Origin of the sequence: Paenibacillus sp. FSL A5-0031, from assembly GCF_001956295.1 — a bacterium.
Lineage (GTDB): Bacteria > Bacillota > Bacilli > Paenibacillales > Paenibacillaceae > Pristimantibacillus.
Genome location: NZ_MRTD01000001.1, coordinates 616,355 through 635,193, shown reverse-complemented (window position 1 = coordinate 635,193; position 18,839 = coordinate 616,355). Strand labels below are relative to the sequence as shown.

At 43.6% G+C, this 18,839-nt stretch carries 19 protein-coding genes; 6 read left to right on the top strand and 13 right to left on the bottom strand.

Annotation, left to right across the window (positions count from 1 at the left end; all coding sequences use genetic code 11):
• Positions 1-6: 6 nt before the first annotated feature.
• On the bottom strand, positions 7-516 hold the full coding sequence (locus BK120_RS02735) for a hypothetical protein (RefSeq protein ID WP_076265914.1): 510 nt from the start codon (positions 514-516) through the stop codon (positions 7-9).
• Positions 517-704: 188 nt separating this feature from the next.
• Here BK120_RS02735 and BK120_RS02730 point away from each other — a divergent pair, with 188 nt between their 5' ends.
• The 3 genes from BK120_RS02730 to BK120_RS02720 all read left to right on the top strand — a co-directional run bounded on the left by BK120_RS02730 (position 705) and on the right by BK120_RS02720 (position 3,743).
• On the top strand, positions 705-1,484 hold the full coding sequence (locus tag BK120_RS02730) for an SDR family NAD(P)-dependent oxidoreductase (RefSeq protein WP_076265913.1): 780 nt from the start codon (positions 705-707) through the stop codon (positions 1,482-1,484).
• Between the two features lie 21 nt (positions 1,485-1,505).
• Entirely contained in the window at positions 1,506-2,291 is a 786-nt protein-coding gene (locus BK120_RS02725; RefSeq protein ID WP_076265912.1) for an SDR family NAD(P)-dependent oxidoreductase, read from the top strand.
• Positions 2,292-2,354: 63 nt separating this feature from the next.
• Positions 2,355-3,743, top strand: coding sequence for a mandelate racemase/muconate lactonizing enzyme family protein (locus tag BK120_RS02720; protein WP_076265911.1), 1,389 nt, complete (start codon positions 2,355-2,357; stop codon positions 3,741-3,743).
• A 176-nt stretch (positions 3,744-3,919) separates the two neighbouring features.
• Here BK120_RS02720 and BK120_RS02715 read toward each other — a convergent pair whose 3' ends face one another.
• The 4 genes from BK120_RS02715 to BK120_RS02700 are packed head-to-tail and all read right to left on the bottom strand — an operon-like array spanning position 3,920 to position 8,113.
• On the bottom strand, positions 3,920-4,924 hold the full coding sequence (locus BK120_RS02715; RefSeq protein ID WP_076265910.1) for a mannonate dehydratase: 1,005 nt from the start codon (positions 4,922-4,924) through the stop codon (positions 3,920-3,922).
• 23 nt (positions 4,925-4,947) lie between these two features.
• Positions 4,948-6,294, bottom strand: coding sequence for an ABC transporter substrate-binding protein (locus BK120_RS02710; RefSeq protein WP_076265909.1), 1,347 nt, complete (start codon positions 6,292-6,294; stop codon positions 4,948-4,950).
• Between the two features lie 38 nt (positions 6,295-6,332).
• Positions 6,333-7,163, bottom strand: a complete 831-nt coding sequence (locus BK120_RS02705; protein ID WP_076265908.1) for a carbohydrate ABC transporter permease — start codon at positions 7,161-7,163, stop codon at positions 6,333-6,335.
• Positions 7,160-8,113, bottom strand: coding sequence for a carbohydrate ABC transporter permease (locus BK120_RS02700; protein WP_076265907.1), 954 nt, complete (start codon positions 8,111-8,113; stop codon positions 7,160-7,162). Before BK120_RS02700 ends, BK120_RS02705 begins: the two co-directional genes overlap by 4 nt.
• A gap of 231 nt (positions 8,114-8,344) precedes the next feature.
• On the opposite strand from BK120_RS02700, the gene BK120_RS02695 reads away from it, so the two are divergent.
• Positions 8,345-9,250: an RraA family protein gene (locus BK120_RS02695; protein ID WP_076265906.1), complete on the top strand. Its 906-nt coding sequence runs from the start codon at positions 8,345-8,347 to the stop codon at positions 9,248-9,250.
• A gap of 96 nt (positions 9,251-9,346) precedes the next feature.
• Here the strand turns inward: BK120_RS02695 and BK120_RS02690 are convergent, their stop codons facing one another.
• Both BK120_RS02690 and BK120_RS02685 read right to left on the bottom strand, forming a co-directional pair.
• Positions 9,347-10,516, bottom strand: a complete 1,170-nt coding sequence (locus BK120_RS02690) for a helix-turn-helix domain-containing protein (RefSeq protein ID WP_076265905.1) — start codon at positions 10,514-10,516, stop codon at positions 9,347-9,349.
• Positions 10,517-10,562: 46 nt separating this feature from the next.
• Positions 10,563-11,210 (bottom strand): GntR family transcriptional regulator, encoded by a 648-nt coding sequence (locus tag BK120_RS02685; protein ID WP_076265904.1) that lies wholly within the window; start codon positions 11,208-11,210, stop codon positions 10,563-10,565.
• A gap of 282 nt (positions 11,211-11,492) precedes the next feature.
• Between BK120_RS02685 and BK120_RS02680 the strand changes: the two genes are divergently transcribed.
• Both BK120_RS02680 and BK120_RS02675 read left to right on the top strand, forming a co-directional pair.
• Positions 11,493-12,680 (top strand): ROK family protein, encoded by a 1,188-nt coding sequence (locus tag BK120_RS02680; RefSeq protein WP_076265903.1) that lies wholly within the window; start codon positions 11,493-11,495, stop codon positions 12,678-12,680.
• 101 nt (positions 12,681-12,781) lie between these two features.
• The gene (locus tag BK120_RS02675) at positions 12,782-13,195 is read left to right on the top strand and encodes a hypothetical protein (protein WP_076265902.1); all 414 of its coding nucleotides are present in this window, start codon (positions 12,782-12,784) and stop codon (positions 13,193-13,195) included.
• A gap of 34 nt (positions 13,196-13,229) precedes the next feature.
• Here BK120_RS02675 and BK120_RS02670 read toward each other — a convergent pair whose 3' ends face one another.
• The 6 genes from BK120_RS02670 to BK120_RS02645 form a co-directional block, all read right to left on the bottom strand.
• A complete protein-coding gene (locus tag BK120_RS02670) occupies positions 13,230-13,913 on the bottom strand; it encodes a YjjG family noncanonical pyrimidine nucleotidase (protein WP_076265901.1) in 684 nt (227 codons plus the stop codon).
• Between the two features lie 90 nt (positions 13,914-14,003).
• A complete protein-coding gene (locus tag BK120_RS34500) occupies positions 14,004-14,357 on the bottom strand; it encodes a zinc ribbon domain-containing protein (protein WP_083681527.1) in 354 nt (117 codons plus the stop codon).
• Between the two features lie 336 nt (positions 14,358-14,693).
• Positions 14,694-15,719: an acyltransferase family protein gene (locus tag BK120_RS02660; RefSeq protein ID WP_076265900.1), complete on the bottom strand. Its 1,026-nt coding sequence runs from the start codon at positions 15,717-15,719 to the stop codon at positions 14,694-14,696.
• Positions 15,709-16,560, bottom strand: a complete 852-nt coding sequence (locus tag BK120_RS02655; protein WP_256710763.1) for a D-alanyl-D-alanine carboxypeptidase family protein — start codon at positions 16,558-16,560, stop codon at positions 15,709-15,711. The genes BK120_RS02660 and BK120_RS02655 overlap by 11 nt, the downstream gene beginning before the upstream one ends.
• Positions 16,512-17,684, bottom strand: a complete 1,173-nt coding sequence (gene alr / locus BK120_RS02650; protein WP_076265899.1) for an alanine racemase — start codon at positions 17,682-17,684, stop codon at positions 16,512-16,514. The genes BK120_RS02655 and alr overlap by 49 nt, the downstream gene beginning before the upstream one ends.
• A 5-nt stretch (positions 17,685-17,689) precedes the next feature.
• On the bottom strand, positions 17,690-18,766 hold the full coding sequence (locus BK120_RS02645; RefSeq protein ID WP_076265898.1) for a D-alanine--D-alanine ligase family protein: 1,077 nt from the start codon (positions 18,764-18,766) through the stop codon (positions 17,690-17,692).
• Between the last annotated feature and the right edge of the window lie 73 nt (positions 18,767-18,839).

The following is an 18,839-nucleotide window of genomic DNA, read 5'->3' as shown; positions in this document are numbered from 1 at the left end:
ATCTACCTACTCTTCTAAAACATTATAAACCGTAGCAAATGATTGATCTGTTTTCGTAACGGTATATCGGGAATTCTCGCGATCAATCATACTGCTGCTAACCGAGAAGTCAGCTATTGCTCTGTCCAGAGTAGTATCAAACACCACTTTATCCTTTTTCACAAAAACCAGTTTATGTACCGACTCATCCAGCAAAGGATATTGTCCGCTTATCTTTCTATCTATCCAATATCCGGCGTAGGAGGCTTCATTGGTCCACTCTCGTCCGACTGTTCTTTCCATCTCTTCTCTTGAGCGATAAGCTTCAAAAACAAACATTTTATCCCAATCAAATGGCGCGACTTCCTTCATATCAAATGTGGTTCCCTTATGTACAGCTGCTTTAAGCTGCTCGGTGAATAAGGCTTCATAATCGTTATTGACTCTAGTCATTCGATAGTTCGAGTAGCTCAAAATAAACGGAACAAAAATAATCATTAGAAGCGTGATGAAAATGAATTTTTTTATTTTGCGCATGGCTTTCCCTTCCATTTGGATTCCTATTCGCTCTTAATAACGAATGCAATCATAGCGTTGTTGCAGTATTGGCGGATTATGCAAGAAATCAAACAAAATCATAAATTTACAGCATCGCTATGCTTGAACCAAAGTAACTAAAATAAGGCTATATACATCATTTTATGTCTGTTCCTTGGAGGGGATCTATGCGATTGCCAAATAAGGTTGTATTTATTACGGATTCAGACAGTGACAGCGGGAAAGCGATCATTCGACGTTTAAAGGAAAGCGGAGCTCATTTTATTTTGAATAGTCATTCAGGAGGATCTGCGATTGGGTCAGAATTAAAGCTAGTACAGGAGGCAGGCTTGCAGGCGGTGGTAGTCACCATTGACCTTTGTAAAACGGCTGAAGTAACGGATATGCTTCTATTCACTAAGCAGCAGCTTGGTACGGTTGATATTCTCGTTCACAACAACAATGAGATTTCTTCAAGCACAATTGAAGATGGTGATGAAGCGCTTTTTCAGCAAAGCATCGCAGTAAACGCCAAATCGGCATTTATTTGTACGCAGGCTGTCGGCAATCAAATGATGATGAAGCAAGCTGGGAAAATCATTTATGTTTCATCCATCCATGCCGAGAAGCCGACTGGTTCAGCGTTTACCTACAGCATTGCAAAAGGTGCGGTCAAAATGCTGTCCAAAGAAGCAGCACTTGTATTAGGACGATATGGGATCAGTGTCAATACCATTGAAGTGGGTTCTGTTGCTGGCGATGATGAGTTGTTTCACAGTCAGCTATCCACCTTGTACAACGATTACGAATATAAGGTGCCTAATGCTGTTTTGTGCAGCAATGAAGATATCGCCGAGCTTGTGAATTTTCTCTCTTCCGATGAGGCGAAACTCATTAATGGTGCAGATATAAGGCTGGATGGCGGTTTTTTGCTTCATTATATGAATTTCAAAATGAAAAAACCGTAATCGCCGGTCTGGAGGTGAATAATGAGTATCGTTGGCAAAATCGCTTTAGTTACCGGCGCAGGAACAGGAATTGGCAAAGGCGTTGCAATCGAGCTTGCACGGCGCGGGGTTATGGTTGCCATTCATTATAATCAGAGCGATGTCGGTGCGCTTCATACCAAACAGATGATTGATGATTTCGGTGGCAGCTCGATGATTGTGCAAGCGAATATTTCGCAAAAAGATGAAATTGAACGGATGGTCTCCAACACTGCAGGGCATTATGGCGGCATTGACATTTTGGTTAATAATGCGGCCTTGCAGCTGAATTATGGATTTTTTGAGCATGATGAATCTTCTTTCGATCGCATGATGAACATTAATTTAAAAGGCTACTGGCAATGCATACAAGCCGTCGTTCCCTATATGAAGGAAAAGCACTTTGGACGCATCATTAATATGTCTTCTGTTCATAGCAAGCGCCCCACCGACTTCGATGCCGTATATTCCATGACCAAGGGCGGTATTCGCATGTTAGGCAGAGAAAGCGCAATTGAGCTTGCAAGGTATGGAATTACCGTTAATACGATTGAGCCAGGAGCCGTTGATGTCGGCAAGCAAAGTGCCCGAGAATCGAAGCCAATCATGTCCGCCGAGGATGTCGCGAAGCATAAAAAAACGACTCGCTCATTACATGATAAATTCCCGCTTGGCCGTGTTGGCCGTCCACTCGACGTAGCTCAGCTCGTATGCTTCATTGCGTCCGATGAAAGTGAATTCATGACCGGTTCAGCCATTCGACTCGATGGCGGCAGCATGCTGCTCTAGCTTAGCTAGATGAATGTGTGCAACCCCTTTCAATACCTAACTTATAAACAAGGAGTGACCTTCGTGTCCAACAATCCTTCTTATGAAGAAACGTTAGCCCATGTGAGCAAGCATGCAAGCCCTTCCGCACTGCGGATTACGGATATTCGCTTCACCGATATTGTAGGCGGTCCGTTTCATAGCAGCTTGATTAAAGTGTATACGAATCAAGGCCTAATTGGATTTGGTGAAGTGCGTGACGGAGCTGATAAGGTTTATGCGCAAATGCTGAAAGGCCGGTTGTTAGGCGAAAATCCATGCAATATCGATAAGCTGTTTCGCCGAATTAAGCAGTTTGGCGGTCATGCTCGTCAAGGCGGTGGTGTGAGCGGGCTTGAAATCGCTTTATGGGATTTGGCTGGCAAAGCATATGGCGTACCGATCTATCAAATGCTCGGCGGCAAGTTCCGTGACAAAATTCGAATGTACTGCGATACCGAGGTCGTCGGCAAGGATACCGGCACCGCCATGGGGCTCGCGCTTCAGAAGCGTATGGAGGAAGGCTTCACTTTCCTAAAGATGGATCTTGGCATCGGTCAAATTATTAATGAGCCTGGTACGTTAAGTGCTCCGATAGGCTTCATTGATGAAATGCGAAATGCTTCCAAAAACCGTTACAGCGCTAACCAAGACACCTTAACCGAAGAAGAAATTCGTGATATCCGAAATCAACATTATGATATTCACAACATCCCCCATCCTTTCACGGCGATTCATGTAACGGATAAAGGGCTTGATATGCTGGAGCAATATGTGGCGGATGTACGCGCTGTAATTGGTTATGAGGTTCCGCTTGCCGTAGATCACTTTGGACATATTGGTCTTGAAGATTGCATTAAGCTTGGACGCCGCGTCGATAAATTCAATTTGGCTTGGATGGAGGATATGCTTCCATGGCAGTATACCGAGCAGTATGCGAAGCTCGCCCGAGCTGTTGCAACGCCGATATGTACAGGTGAGGATATTTATTTGAAAGAAAACTTCAGGCCGCTGCTTCAAGCTGGCGGAGTGTCGGTCATTCATCCAGACGTTCTGACGACTGGCGGCATTTTGGAAACGAAAAAAATTGGTGATATGGCACAGGAATACGGTGTGGCCATGGCGATCCATATGGCTGAGAGCCCTATCGCCTGTCTCGCAGCAGCACATGTAGCAGCAGCGACAGAGAACTTTATGGCGCTAGAGTATCATTCCTGTGAGGTGCCATGGTGGGATGATATTATCATTAGAAGCAAGCTTCCGAACAAGCTCGTTCAGAATGGCTTCATTCATATGACAGATGCGCCTGGTCTGGGCATTGACGATTTGAACGATGAGGTACTCGCACAGCATCTGCATCCAAAAATCCCAGGGCTGTGGGAGCATACGGACAATTGGAATCATTACCATTCCAATGATCGGCTTTGGAGCTGATTCGTTGCGACAGTCATTATGACGGATAGGATAAATACGGGACGCATAATTGCGTTCCGTTTTTCATGTTTTGAAGTAACGATCGCGCTTTGAGCAAATATGAGCATTATAAAAAGCACCTCCAGTTCCACACGATATGTGGAGTTGAAGGTGCTTGCTTTATGAACGTATGGAGATTATCCCGAAATGTTAACACTCGTCTTAGCTTCATTTGTTAATCGAGCAGCAGCAGCTGCCTCCATTAAACCTCGGATATAACCGATACCGTATAAGCGTCCCAACAGCTCATATCCGGGATTCGCATTATCCTCGCCTTCCATCGTTGGCACATGATCTGGCCTTGCTGGCCCGTTAAAGCCTACTTCATAATACGTATGCATGGCCTCGAGCATATTGGTTTGCCCGTCATCGTGGAACGTTTCCTCAAACTTTTCCGGCGTTCCTTTCACATCACGGAAATGGACGAAAAACATTTTATCCTGCTTTGCAAAATGACGGATGACGCTCGGAATATGTTCTCCAGCCGTTGCGAGTGTTCCTTGGCATAAGGTAATGCCATTATAGGCGCTTGGAACTAAATCAATCGCTTGCTGCAGGGCTGCTGCACTTGTCAAAATACGAGATATCCCTCTAATAGGCGTGATCGGAGGATCATCGGGATGCAGCGCGAGCTTCACTTTTGCTTTCTCTGCAACAGGGACGATTCGCTCCATGAAGTATTGAAGATTTTCCCAAAGCTGATCTTCACTAATAAGGCCAGCCTCGGTAAGCGGCGCGTCCTTTATGAGGTTGTGATCGTAGCTGGACACTAGTGCTCCGCCCCGCGTCCGTGTGGTGGTCGATGTTCGAAACCAATTGAACTGAGCCATAAAATTGTAGCAAAGAACAGGAATTCCGGCTGCCCCCATATTCGTAATAAATTGCTGGAACACTTCGATCTCGGCGTCTCTTCCTGCCGTTCCAAGCTTAATCTCATTGCTTGGAGGCATGGATTCGATCACGTTAAGCGTAAGTCCAGCATCAGCATACCTCTGTTTCATGCGAATAAGCGGCATCAAATCCCATGGTTTCTCCTGCTTTTCTTCCCATGGAAGCCCTCCAACTGCGTATTCAATGCCAAGCTGCTTTGCCAAAAGCCATAATCTTGCTGGCTGCGATGAGAAAAACTCTGCTAGCTGCATCCAGATACCACCTCCATAGTTTATTAACCAGCCACTTTTGCTGCCAATTCCTTGCCCATTTTGTCTATTTTCTTGTAGGCATCTTCAATCGATTGCTGGCCGAAGGTTACAGCCTCCATCTCCTTCTTATACGTATCAACCCATTCGGAGAAGCCTGCTGCCGGCGGATAGAACGGCAAAGCCTTGTCTAGTGAAAGGTCATATATTTCTTTGCCGAGCTTATCTTTAGTCTCAAGAGTTGGCTCCAGCTCTTTATAAATGTCAGGGTTGATCGGAATGCCGCGTGTGAGACCAAGCGCATTGCCTGCGTCCTTATCGGTAACGAACCATCTCAGAAATTTTTTCGCTTCATCTTTATTTTTGGAATTCGCGCTTACGCTTAAGAAGATGGTTGATTGCGCCCAGCCGCCACCCGCAGGACCAACAGGTAGATTGACTACGCCTACCTTTCCTGGCATAAGCTGCTCTAAAGCGCTGACAGAGCCGGTTGTTGCACCTCTTGTCATTACGACGCCAGATGCCATTGGATCTGCTTGCGGGTCATTTTCCAGAAATGAAGCGGCTTTTTCTGCAGGAGGTACGATTTTCGCTTTGCGGAACTCTTCATACGTTTGGTAGAAGGTCATAAACAAATCCTTATCAAGCGTAAATGTTTTCCCGCCATCGGACATAACGGGCGGTTTGCCCATCGACGTCTGGTAATAGTTGAAGCTATCCCAAGTGGTTGTATCACCTATCGGATATTTCCCATCAGGCAGCTTCGCCCGAGCGTCTCTTGCCCACTGGAAAAATTCATCATAGGTCCAATCCTTATGCGGAAGCGTGATCCCGTATTGCTCCAGCTCCGCTTTGTTGTAGGCTAAGCCTTGCGCATTCTGACTGAGTGGAATACCGTACAATTTTCCATCTATTTGCAAATTAGAAATAACGGATGGATCAACAATGCCGCTTAGGTCAATATCAGAGAGATCCACTAGCTGACCGCGCGATACATATTCTTGAATGTAGGCAGCATCCATTTGCAGTACATCTGTTATGGACTTCGAAGCAGCAAGTGTCGGAAGCTTTTGCCAGAATGCATCCCATGCCATAAATTCCGGCTTAAAAGATACGTTCGTGTTTTGCTGGGAGTAAATGTCTAACGCTTTTTTTGTTGCCTCGTGCCGGGCATCCGGCCCCCACCACATAATGCTGAGTGTTGTTTTAGCACCAGCTTCTTTGCCGCCAGCATCATCCGGCTTTGCTGTGCTCTTCGTTCCTTCATTGTTTTGCTTCCCTCCATTGCTGCTTCCGCCTCCGCTGCAAGCAGTCAATACGAGCAGTAATGCCAGCATCAACAGCCCCAAGCTTCTTGACCCGTTTTTGTTCATCGTCTTACATCCCCTTTTCCTTTGTGAAATGAAATGACTTACCCTTTTAATCCTGTAGTAGCTATTCCTTCGACAAAATGCTTTTGTGCAAAGAAAAAGATGATAACCGAAGGAAAGATCGACAGCAAGGACATGGCTAGCAATTGCCCCCACTGAATGTCGAATTGATCGATGAACATGCGCAGTGCCAGCCCAACAGTAAATTTATCAACGGAGCTTAAATAAAGCACTTGTGCAAAAAAGTCGTCCCAGCTCCATATAAAGGTGAAGATAGCTACGGTAACAAGTGCGGGCTTCAGCAGTGGCAGGATCACTCTCCAAAAGATTCCGTAAACGCTTGCTCCGTCAATCGTTGCGGCTTCATCCAAATCTTTCGGAATACCGCGAATAAATTGTACAAGCAAGAAAATGAAAAATGCGCCGCCTCCGAAAAAATGCGGAAGCACGAGCGGTACGTAGCTGTCCACAAATCCTAGCTTATTGAACAAAATGTACTGCGGGACAACAGTTACCTGCCCTGGAAGCATCATGGTCAGCAGTAAGATGGAAAACCAGAAGCCGCGCAGCTTGAAGTTTAGCCTTCCGAAGCCATAAGCTACAATCGCAGCCGTGGCAACGCCGCCAATGACATTGCCCAGCTCCATAAGCAGTGTATTGCCAAAAAAATGAGCAAATGTATATTCCGATGAGAAGTGCCAGCCATCCCAATAATTGCTCCACATGGGTGTCTTCGGCCAGATCGTCGGCAAGCTTAGCTCCTCTGTCTTTTTTAAAGAGGCTCCTGCCCACCAGATGACGGGATACAGCATCAGAATAGAGAACAGGGATAGGTACAAATGGCTCGTCAGCTTCGAACGCAGCGAATTCATTTGGTTTTCCCCCCATCTGATTCGTAGAACACCCAATATTTCGAGGCTGCGAAGTTAATTAGCGTGAGAAGCGCTACAATAGTGAGCAATATCCAAGCAAGTGCAGACGCATAGCCCATCTGATAATGCTTGAACGCTTTCTCGTACAGGAACATGGCGTACATATAGGTTGAATTAATAGGGCCGCCCTTTGTGATAATGAACGCTGAGGTAAACGTTTGAAACGATCCGATAATGCCCAGCACGAGATTAAAGAACATAACCGGCGAGAGCATCGGCAGCGTAATGCTTATAAACTTCCTTACCTTGCCGGCTCCGTCTACAGAGGCTGATTCATAAAGTTCTTGCGGCACTTGCTTAAGCCCAGCTAGAAAAATAACCATGGTTGATCCGAATTGCCACGTATTGAGTAAAATCAATGTGCCAAGCGAGGTATCCGGATTGGATATCCAGCCTACCCCCTCAATCCCAAACCAAGCGAGCACCTGATTGATATAACCGTCTATCCCGAACATATTGCGCCAAAGCGCTGCTACCGCAATGCTTCCTCCAATTAAGGATGGAAAATAAATTGCCGTCCGATAAATATTCATGCCTCGAATGTTTTTATTGAGTGCCAATGCGACCATAAGGGAGAAAAACAGCTTTAATGGTACGGAGAATAATACAAACATAAACGTCACGCTTAGCGATTTCGTGAAAGTGGAATCACCAGTAAATATTTTGGTGTAGTTGTCCGTGCCGGTCCATATTGGGTCCTCCAGCAAAGAATATTCGGTAAAGGACAAATAAAACGATTGTGCAATGGGCCAAAGCGTCAACAGCAAAAAACCGATTAGCCAAGGGGATATAAATATGTATCCGGCTAAATGAGCAGCTCCTTGTTGTTTGCGTTTTGTTTTTATCTGCTTTTGTTTGGGTAAAACAGTTTCTGTCTTCACTCTAATCATCTCGTCCCCTTTCCTAGATAATGTTCCTTTACTTTATACGAAAGCGGTTACATGAATGAAGGTGAAGAAATTATGAAATCGTTTGATTTTATATAGTGTGAAAAATTCATAGATTGCCTCATAAATACCTTAAGAAAGTCGCATCGACAAATATGTGAATGTCCCTAACAATAGACTTAGAAAGCAAATAACAGCAGCCTTCAAACACACTATTGCGAAAGAGGTGCTCAGATGAAATTTGACAATCCGGAAGATATGATCCAGCTTACGCCGTTTTGGGAGGGTGAACGCTTTCCGAATGGACGTCCTAAAGTATCCGAAGATGTTCTAAGGCGCATGCGCAAAATCACTTTGGAGGAGGCTTGGGGCCCTCTCTGGAACAGAGGTTATGCCTTTCAGTTCGAAGGTGATTTCAAAATTGTCCACCCGAATAAAATAATGGTTGGACGCGCTGTTACAGCTGTAATGGTGCCTAAACGACCTGATCTGCATGAAACGCTGCTTAACTATGGACATGAGCAAGAAAATCGAAAAGGCTTTTTCAACCAATGGGTTATTGATTCGCTAGTGGAAGATGATGTCGCGGTAGTGGATATGTTTGATAAAGTTCATCTTGGCACTTATGTAGGCGGGAATTTATCTACAGCTATTTCCACACGCACGAAGCGCGGCGGTGCTGTCATTTGGGGCGGCATTCGCGATAATCAGCAAATCGTAGAAATCGATAATATCAATGTCTACTATCGCGGCAGCGATCCTACTGCGATTGCGGACGTTACAATGGTAGGCATGAACGTTCCAACACGCATTGGCAAAGCTATATGTATGCCTGGTGATGTAGTACTCGGCACTCCTTCTGGCGTTATTTTCATTCCGCCTCACTTAGCTGAGCTGACGGTCGTACAAGCGGAAAAATCCCAAGTACGTGATGTGTTTGGTTTCGTTAGACTGCGTGACAGCGTATATTCGACAGCACAAATTGATGCCGGATGGGACGTTGCGCTTTGGACAGATTTCTTGAATTGGTTCGAAAATGATGCCGCAGCCGAGGAATATCGTCATCTAAACTGGGATGCTGAGCTTGAGGAAGCACAAATGAGGGATCGAAACGGACCGCAAAGCGATGTTCGGCTCTAGGCAATTCGTTCGAACTAGCAATTGTGGTTTAAATATGAGAAAAAGGACTCTAGCAGGGTCGCGCCGCCGCTAGAGTCCTTTTTCTATGAGACGCTTTTATTTACCAATCGTTTCCCGGTATTCACTAGGCGAGAGCCCGACCTTTTTCTTAAAGATTTGACTGAAATACCGCGGGTCTTGGTAGCCGACCTTCTCTGCTACCTCATAATTTTTGTAATGGGTGCTCTTTAGCATATCCTTCGCTTTATCCATCCGAATGTCCGTCAAATGCTCGATGAACGTTTTTCCTGTATTCATTTTGAATAGCAGGCTTAAGTAGGTTGGCGTCATATACACTTTCTGTGCCACACTTTGCAAGGATACATATTGGCATTCCTGCTCCATATGATGAATCGTTTTTTTGATAATGCTGCGGTGGCTCTCCTTCTGGTTGTACGAGAACACCTCTTTCAGTCCAATTAAAAAATGAATGACATACTGTTTAATTTCATCCAAAGTCGCAAGCTTCACGATAGACATTACGTCAAACCGCTCATACATGCTAACATGCTCTGTCTCTGATAATACACGTTTTTCTATTCCGACGAGAAGCCTAACGGTCACATCATATACGCTCTGTGTATCAATCGGTCCATGATGAAGCAGCTCGGTATAAAAAAAGTGTACACTTTCTTGAATCTCTGCTGTCGTCTCTGCCGCTTTGTAAACATCAAAAAGCTGCTTCTCCTTATCAGATGGGTATGTCTGCAGCGATTCCGAGCGTCCCAGCTCGCTGAAATAATTGATTTTGCCCGTGCCACTATAAAACTTATACTGCAGCGCTCGCGCAGCCTGCCGATAGGAATGAACAATATCATATAATTGACTGCATGGTTTGCCCACCCCGACATTAAAGGAATGAAGAAATTGCTCTTTAAGCATAGTCTGCATCTTCTCGATAGATTCCTTCGATACCCATGAGAAGAGCATGCCAATTCTGCCCTCCTCATCCACAAAAACGACGCTGCCCTCGGTCATTTTTTTTTGCATATAATCCCGAATTTGCTCCAAATAAATGATTTTTTCATGCTCATCTTCAAATGGGATCGTCGGTTCTACCAAAGCCATAACAGGAAAAGTGTAATAGGGATTAAGCTGAAGCCTGGATAAGCTTTCTTTTAAATCCGACTTCATTGCACGGGCATTAGACACCAGGTTCCGCAAGAAACGCTCCCTCATCCACGTAAGAATGACATCTTCTTTAAATAATAACCCCTCGCTTAACATTCTCCATTTCCCCCTCTTGTAAGGTCGACTTGTGAAATGAATGACTTTAATTGAGATGAATCATTTTGTAAGAGTGCATATGCAAAGTAAAGGCTTCTTCTGCTAGTGCAGCGTCGCCAGTGCGCAGAACGTCTACGAGCCGAAGATGCCAATCCGCCAGCTCTTCTGTGGAGTAATGACGATTGGAAATAGCCATGAACCGCATCACTTTGATTCGCATCCGATTCCAAAGATCGAGAATCATATGGTTATCGCAGCGCCTATAAAAAAAGCCGTGAAACTCCATATCAAGCTCTAATATGTTCAAAATATCGTTTTGCTCATGAGCAAGATCCATTTGACGAATCAGATCTTCTAAATAGTTAAAATCATTTTCGTTTAGCTGCTTCATAGATTGCCGTACCGCAAAACCTTCTATGATCTCTCTCAGCTCGAAAATATCTTTTATTTCCTTGTCGGTTATGTATGAAACAATTGAGCCTTTGTTGGGGATGCTTGTACTAAACCCTGCTGATTTCAGTCGTTCCAGCGCTTCACGAACCGGTGCTTGGCTGATATTGAATTTCTTTGCAATCTCAAGAACTAACAGCCTGGCTCCCGGCTGCAGCTCGCCTGCTAGGATTTCCTTCTTTAATGCTGTGTAAACCTGATCGCTAATGGAGCTAACCGAAGGAATTGACATGTTCTCAAACATAACATTCACTTCTCCGTTTCCGATTATCGATTATCGATAATCTGCTTTGTAACAAGATTATAGAACTTATTCCCGTCTATGACAACCGATTATTTTGTCGAAAACTGACAAATATACTGCGGCTTGGTTGTGAATAAGCACCTGATCAAAACGAATGGTACATAAGATTAAAATGACTTATAAAATATTTTAAGACTTTATCTAGTCATGCAAATTCCTAGAGCATATAATAGAGATTGATTAATATCCGATATAATTACTTGGACAAATGGAGATTCAAATATGAATGTAAAAGTACCTACAATAAAAAAACAAGTTTTTGATCTCATCATTCGCGATGGACTCGTATCCAAAGCTGCTTTAATGGCGCGACTAACGATAACATCCACCAGCTTGTCGCGATTGCTGGAGGAACTGCTAACGGATGGTCTAATTCTTGCTTCAGAGCTGGGACGTTCTACAGGCGGGCGAAAGCCTATATTGTATCGCGTCAATCCAGATCATCGTGCTGTGTTTGGGCTAGAAATTTCCCGCTTCTCCTCCTCTATCGGTTTATATGATTTGAATTTAAAACCGCTAGCGTTTGAACGATGGAAGATGGATGAAAGAATGACGCCAGAAACGCTTGTGGGCAAAATCACTCAAATTGCTGAGCGTATGATGAGTGACTTTCACATTGATCGCAACAAAGTGATTGGGATTGGGATTGGCGCTGTTGGCCCTTTGAGCCGTGAAGATGGCGTCATGCTAAAACCCCGTTATTTTCCTGCGCGAGGCTGGATTGATGTTCCCATTTGTGATTGGTTAGAACAACGGCTTGGTATGCCTGCCCTGCTCGATAATGGAGCGAACACAGCTATTATTGGCGAACATTGGGCGCTGCGCAATGAAGAGGTTGAACACATGCTTTATGTTCATGCGGGAGTTGGTCTGCGTACCTCGATGATGTCAGGTGGACAAATCGTTAGAGGCGCAGTAGATATGGAAGGCTCGTTCGGTCAAATGATCATTCAGACTGACGGTCCAAGGCTTGGCGACGAAGGAAATTATGGCGCGCTTGAAGCGCTTGTTTCCATTCCCGCGTTGGAGAAGAAAATACGCTCTCAACTGAAGCTTGGCCGATCAAGCACGTTAATGGGTATTCCGCCAGAGGAAGTTCAATTTGACGCGTTGCGGAAAGCGTATTTGCAAAAAGATGCATTCATTACGGAGCAATTTCTACAAACGGCTACCTATCTCGGCATTGGTATCGCCAATCTCATTAATATTTTGCATCCCGAGGCTGTCATTTTAGGCGGCCCGCTCGTCAATGTCGATAAAACGATTTATGAAACGGTCATTCAAGTAGCGCGGAGCAACATTTATTATTCACCGCAATATGAACCGAAATTTTCGCAAGGACAGCTGACTGAGGATGCCGTTACCGCAGGGGCAGCCATTATGCTGCTGCAGGATTGGGAGCTTAATTAGAAACAAAAAACGATGCTGGCTTTGGCCTGCATCGTTCTTGTTTTTAGGCTATGGCGGGAGAACTAACATCGTACAAATGAAAATTTGAGGTGGGGATTTATTTGCATCCAATAACCATATTTGAAATTGCAGCTTCGATTGGGTTTGTCATGATTATGTTTGTTATTGCATTACTTTTACCCAAGAAGGTTAGAAAACTGAGTTTATGTATGTCTTGTTCATTAACTGTACTTTTGCTATTACTTTTTGTTATTCGTCCCTACTGGATTGATTATCAAGTTTCAAATAAAACAAAACAGCTAAATCTATATTTGGAGGAACGGTACCCTAATCAAGAATGGGAAATTAGTCGACAAGTAGGTAGACAATATAACCCTTATCACTTAAACGTTAATTTTATAAACGAAAAGGGTTGGACATATACCTATTCAGTAGTTAATGAAAAAAACATTTTCCAAAGCTCTTGGATGCCGCCAGAAGGAAAGTTTCCCGATGCAGGGAAACATTACGAATGAATGATTGATCCAACATTATATGATAACAGCTTTTTTAAAGTAGTTGCAGCAGCTCGTTTAAATGATGAATTTCATACGTTGGATTAATGCTTGTACGATTTGGCTTTCGCTTTGGATTATACCAGCATGTATCGATGCCATAATTGATGCCGCCCTGGATATCAGATGTTAATGAATCACCGACCATAAGCACATTTGACTTATTGATCAGATTCAGCTTCTCGAATGCAAAATCAAAAATTCCGGTTTGCGGCTTTGAAAAACCAGTGTCCTCAGAAACGATAATGTGCTCGAACGAATGAGCTAAAGCAGACCTGCCAATTCGACTATGCTGTGTCTGTTTGATCCCATTTGTGATGATTGCAATGCGATGCCCATTATGAAGAACCTGCTGAATAAGAACATCCGAGCCCTCGATTAAGAAGGAACCCTCTCCCAAGTAATGAACGTAGCGCTCGCTAAAATGCACAGCATCTAGCTCGACTTTAACTTCTGCAAACAGTTTTCTAAATCGCTCATGCCGCAAAAAATCAAGAGTAATCTCACCCTTTTCAAAATCATTCCACAGCTGCTGATTAACTGAGCGATAAAGTTCAATATGTGATTGTAAAAGGTCAACTTGAAACTCCAAGAAAACACTTTTAAGGGCGTGTGCCTCTGCTAAAGAATAATCAAATAAGGTATCGTCCGCATCAAACAAAATAACTTCGTATTTCACTAGAAAATCCTCCTGTTAACCTTTTAAGCATGAATGGATCATAACCTAAATTCTTTGTATGTTTCCATTAAAGCTGAATTTGAAATTGCATCAATTGCGTCGTCTTAAAATCGTAGGGTCATATATTTCAACGAATCCGCATTGCATGCAAGAAACAAATAAATAATGTTGATATTGAATGTTTAGAAGCTTGCTTAATCCCGCACCTGTCATAGCCAATTCATTAATATCGCACTCATTATGATTACATTTTGTGCATGTGAATGAATTCGCAATGCTGTTGTTTATATCATACTCATTCAGTTCGAGATCTGATTCTTCAAGCTCATTCTCTTGATCATCAACAAAGGGATCTAAATGCTCGTCAAGAACCTCTTGTTTACATTCCGGACAACAATTATGCTCGAGTATAACGCTGCTGCCGCACCAAGGACATTCAATCATGGCGATGCTCCTTCCTATCTATTACCTTCTCAAAAAGTAAGCTTAAGGGAACGATCCTTATTTTCTCAACATGTAAACATATTCGTTGCTGCGCTGTCTTTTCCTCTCCTTTCATACAAACACAAAAAAAAGACAAAACACCACTTTCGATGTTTTGCCTTCTAACGTTACGAATCTTTGGATCGGTTAGCCATATCGATGATCATTACGATAAGCACGAGTAGTTGAATGAGCAGTTCGTTACTCATTGCAATCCCTCCCAGCTGCATGTAATGCTCCTTCGCTGCGGCTTCTCCTCTCGTTCATTTGCTTAACGAACATCTCCCATTACCATATCTATGGTCGAAACTTAAATTTTATGACGGATATTTGTACGGCGAGTGCTGCCATAACGATAGATGCAAGACATACAGCGACAAAATGAATAAGGCTATTTGTGATGAATAAAGCTTCCAGCTTCACGAACTCAGCTGCTCCTCGAACGAGAACGATAGCAATAGGATGCAATATATAAATCCATACTCTCCACTCCCTAAATGCTTTTCCAGACCGGCCTTTCCAGGATAACGCCCAGTGGAACAAGAAGTAGGTTGCTGGCCAAGCAAATACGTACATACTGTCGTGCCGCGGAAATTGTAGAGCTTTCAGAAAGGAAGCTTCGGCTATCATTAGTGCTAACGAAATCAGAAACAAACACGCGTAGTTTATTGGCGTTCTAGCAGGCTGTGGACGTTTTGCTGCCCATATGCCTAATATGAGATAAATCGGTGCATAGAATATACCATTGCGTGTGTAATCAAAAAATTGAAACAGCCATTCATAGAAATGTTTTAGAACGGCAATGTTTTCCGTAATTCCATAATAACTATCTCCGAAGAGTCCTACTATATAGAGCAACAAACCAACAACGAGCAGCATGGAAAGCGACATTTTCTGATGCAAATAATACGTAAGAACAAGTCCAATGATTAGTGCTGGCAGATACCATAGATGATAAAACGTACCGTCAAAAACAATGTCTCTTATACAGGAACCAAAGGTAAAATGAGTAGAAAAATCACCTTTGTACATATTCAAAGGAATGTACAGCAAGATAGCAATCAAATATAAGATTCCGATTTTCTTTAAATACATGAACAGCGCCTTCTGATCTTTAACTTTATCTCCTGTCAGCTTTCGGAAGAAAAAGAAGCCCGTTGACATAAAAAATATAGGCACCGCTAATCGCGAGATGATTCCGCTGAATAGAAAGTCAAAATATTCGTTATACGAGAGCAATGGACTGGTGTGATTGGCAATAACGAATAGGGCCGCTATAAATTTAAGCCAGTCGAGCCCGCTATAATTGGGTTTAGAGACCATGTGATCTTTGCCCTTTTCCAGTAAAAGCCGTAACGATAAAACCATCCCTATTATTTCCTGATATTCGATATAGATCACCATTTAGGATGGGAACAGTCGTGGAAGGTCCATCCTCTGCCGGCACATAATAAATCTGCACGAGCATGCTATCCGTTTCTACGGTGAGATAATTCCCGCCATAAGTAAATTTTCGGACAAAATCGATGTACTCCTCCAAGCAAAAATCATGCTGCTCCATAATTTCGGCATGAGGATAACCGACATAACGAAAATGCCATGGCTCACAAGAGATGTTTGTAATAGCCTCTTTTCCTGCTTTGTACCGCTGAATAAAGCCATTTTTTGCAGCAAGCTGCTTGAATGCCATGTAGATGCCGCTATCTGGAAAAGATGGCGCAATAAAGTCGACATGCTCATCTATTTTCCCAACATCGATGGCAAGTCCCGTTTGGTGCTCGCTATGACCTGGCAAAGCCACATAACAAGCGGTATACTCGTCACCATTTTCCGCTAGAGAGGTTTCATAAATTTGCTCCTGCTCCTCTCTTGAGCGATAAGCGCTAACTGCAATAATATCATTCATGGCTTGAGATTCATTTAGAAGTATATTGAAATGCTGCAAGCATGTTTTCTCTAGTAACAAACCTTCCTCCAGCAATCTTATGTCAGGATTAGTATGAAGCGGGATCAGCTTGTCGAGTGAAATGGATTGTTTTATAGGATTGGCTTGATTAACTAGTACCAGATGACCTTCATACATTTCTGCACGACTAACTTGAACAGCTGTATGCTTTACATAACCGCTTTCTTGAATGGTTTCAATTTGGTTTTGTTGCCCCAATTCGTCCAAGCCTCCTCTACGTCCTTGTATTTCCTTGTTACTCTAGCTGTTAGCGACGTTGATATTTCCTGTGCTACGCTCCCAATATGGGCGGCTAGCTCTGCAAATGTGATCTCTTCTGCTCCCTGTCGTCCGATTAAAGTCACCTGTGTTCCTTCCGCACAAGGTCCTGGCAGCTTTACCATGAGCTGATCCATACATATTTTGCCGACGACTTTTGCCCGTTGTCCATTGACCAGCACCTCGGAATTTTGCATGCTTTGTGACCAGCCATCTGCATACCCAATCGGAACTGTGCCAATCCATTGCTCTTCTTCTGCTTGATAGGAATTGTCGTATCCTAGGTACTCATCTTTGTGCAGCTTCTTTACTTGTATGAGCTTGCTGTGCAAGCTCATAACAGGCTTGAGCCTCACAGATTGCACAAGCTTTTCTGGATAAAAGCCGTACATCGCCGCCCCTATGCGTACCATATCCATTGCAAGATTAGGAAATCGGAGCGCAGCTGCACTTCCAGCACAATGATAATGGCGAATAAGGAGACCTGACTTTTTGCTCCATTCCATCATCTCCATAAAGCGGCTCGTTTGCAGCTCAAGAAATGTCGTATCTGCTTTGCCCGCGGTCGCAAAATGAGTGTAAAATCCATCCACTTCGATATCTGGCGCTTTTAGCCATGGCACAAGCTTGTCCCACTCTTCTATTGATTGAATACCAATTCTCCCGAGCCCCGTATCCACTTTCACATGGATAAGAAGCTTCTTGGAAGATGTAGACGGTTTGTATTTCCTCATTTCCTTAAACCATGTGGCATTTGTAACGGTTAACATCAAATCATTCTCGATGGCTAAGTGTACATATTCAGCGTCGATTGGTGTCAAAATAAGGATTGGCAGCTTTATGCCAAAGGATCTAAGGCGAAGCGCCTCTTCTAAATAAGCAACAGCTAGAACATCAGCGCCTGCTTGTTCAGCCATATACGCAGCTTCAAGATCGCCATGTCCGTAGCCATTTGCTTTCACAACAGCCATCAGCTTGACATGGTTTGGCAGCGTTTCGCGAATCTGTATAAGATTGTCTTGAATATGATTCAAATGAATGTCAGTCCAAGTATCTCTAAGCATATCGATCACCTCGTGTACTGAATCGATTGTTTTTCAGCATGACGCATGATAGCATAATCAATTAATTTCTCGACAAGCTCCGAATATCGAGTTCCATTCGTCCGCTCCCACATGACCGGATACATGCTGTAATTCGTAAAGCCGGGCAGAGCATTGATTTCATTCAAATACAACTGTCCCTTGCCATCTAAGAAAAAGTCTACCCTTGCAAGACCCGAGCAGTTATGAGTATGGTAAGATTTGATGGCTAGCTGCCTAATTTGCGACGTGATTTCTTCGGATAGATGTGCTGGAATCGACATTTTTAGCTGCTTATCCATGTATTTGGACTCGAAATCGAAGAAGACATGATCATGGATGAATTCGCCTGGCAGTGAGGCAAGCGGCTTCTCATTACCCATAACAGCCACTTGAATCTCTCTGCCTATTACTTCACGCTCAAGCACAATTTTGTTGTCATACTTAAATGCTTCGGTAATGCCAGCAACCAGCTCTTGTTTGTCGTGGCATCTGCTGATGCCAATGCTTGATCCAAGTGAGGCAGGCTTCACATAACATGGATAACCAATGGTCTCCTCTGCCATTTGAAGTACCTTCGAATGATCTTCCAGCCATTGATCATATCGATAAACACGATAGTCGACCTGATGAATGCCAGCTTGCGCTAATAGCTGCTTTGAGATGGCTTTGTCCAGTGTAAGCGCTGAGGATAATACACCATTCCCAACATAAGGAACATTAAGCAATTCCAGCAGCCCTTGTACGGTTCCATCCTCTCCATATGAGCCATGCAGCAGCGGCAAGACAACTTTTTTTCCTGGCAATGCCAATTGATTCATTAAAACTTGTCCAATGGACTCGGCTTCACTCCTATGCTTGGGCAAAGCTATAAGATCGGATATTTGCAGTCCTTCTTGATTTAACTTGTCAGGCGTACACCATAGTCCTTCTCGCGTAATATAAATGGGGAATACCTCAAATTTAGAATCATCTATGGATTGAATAACAGTGTATGCTGTTTTTAATGAAACCTCATGCTCGACGGATTTGCCGCCGTATAGGACATAAAGTTTTGTTTGCATAAAAAAAACCTCCCAAAATCGACTTGTTATCTATTACTAAAGATAACAATCAATCGTTAAGAGGCTTGTAAGT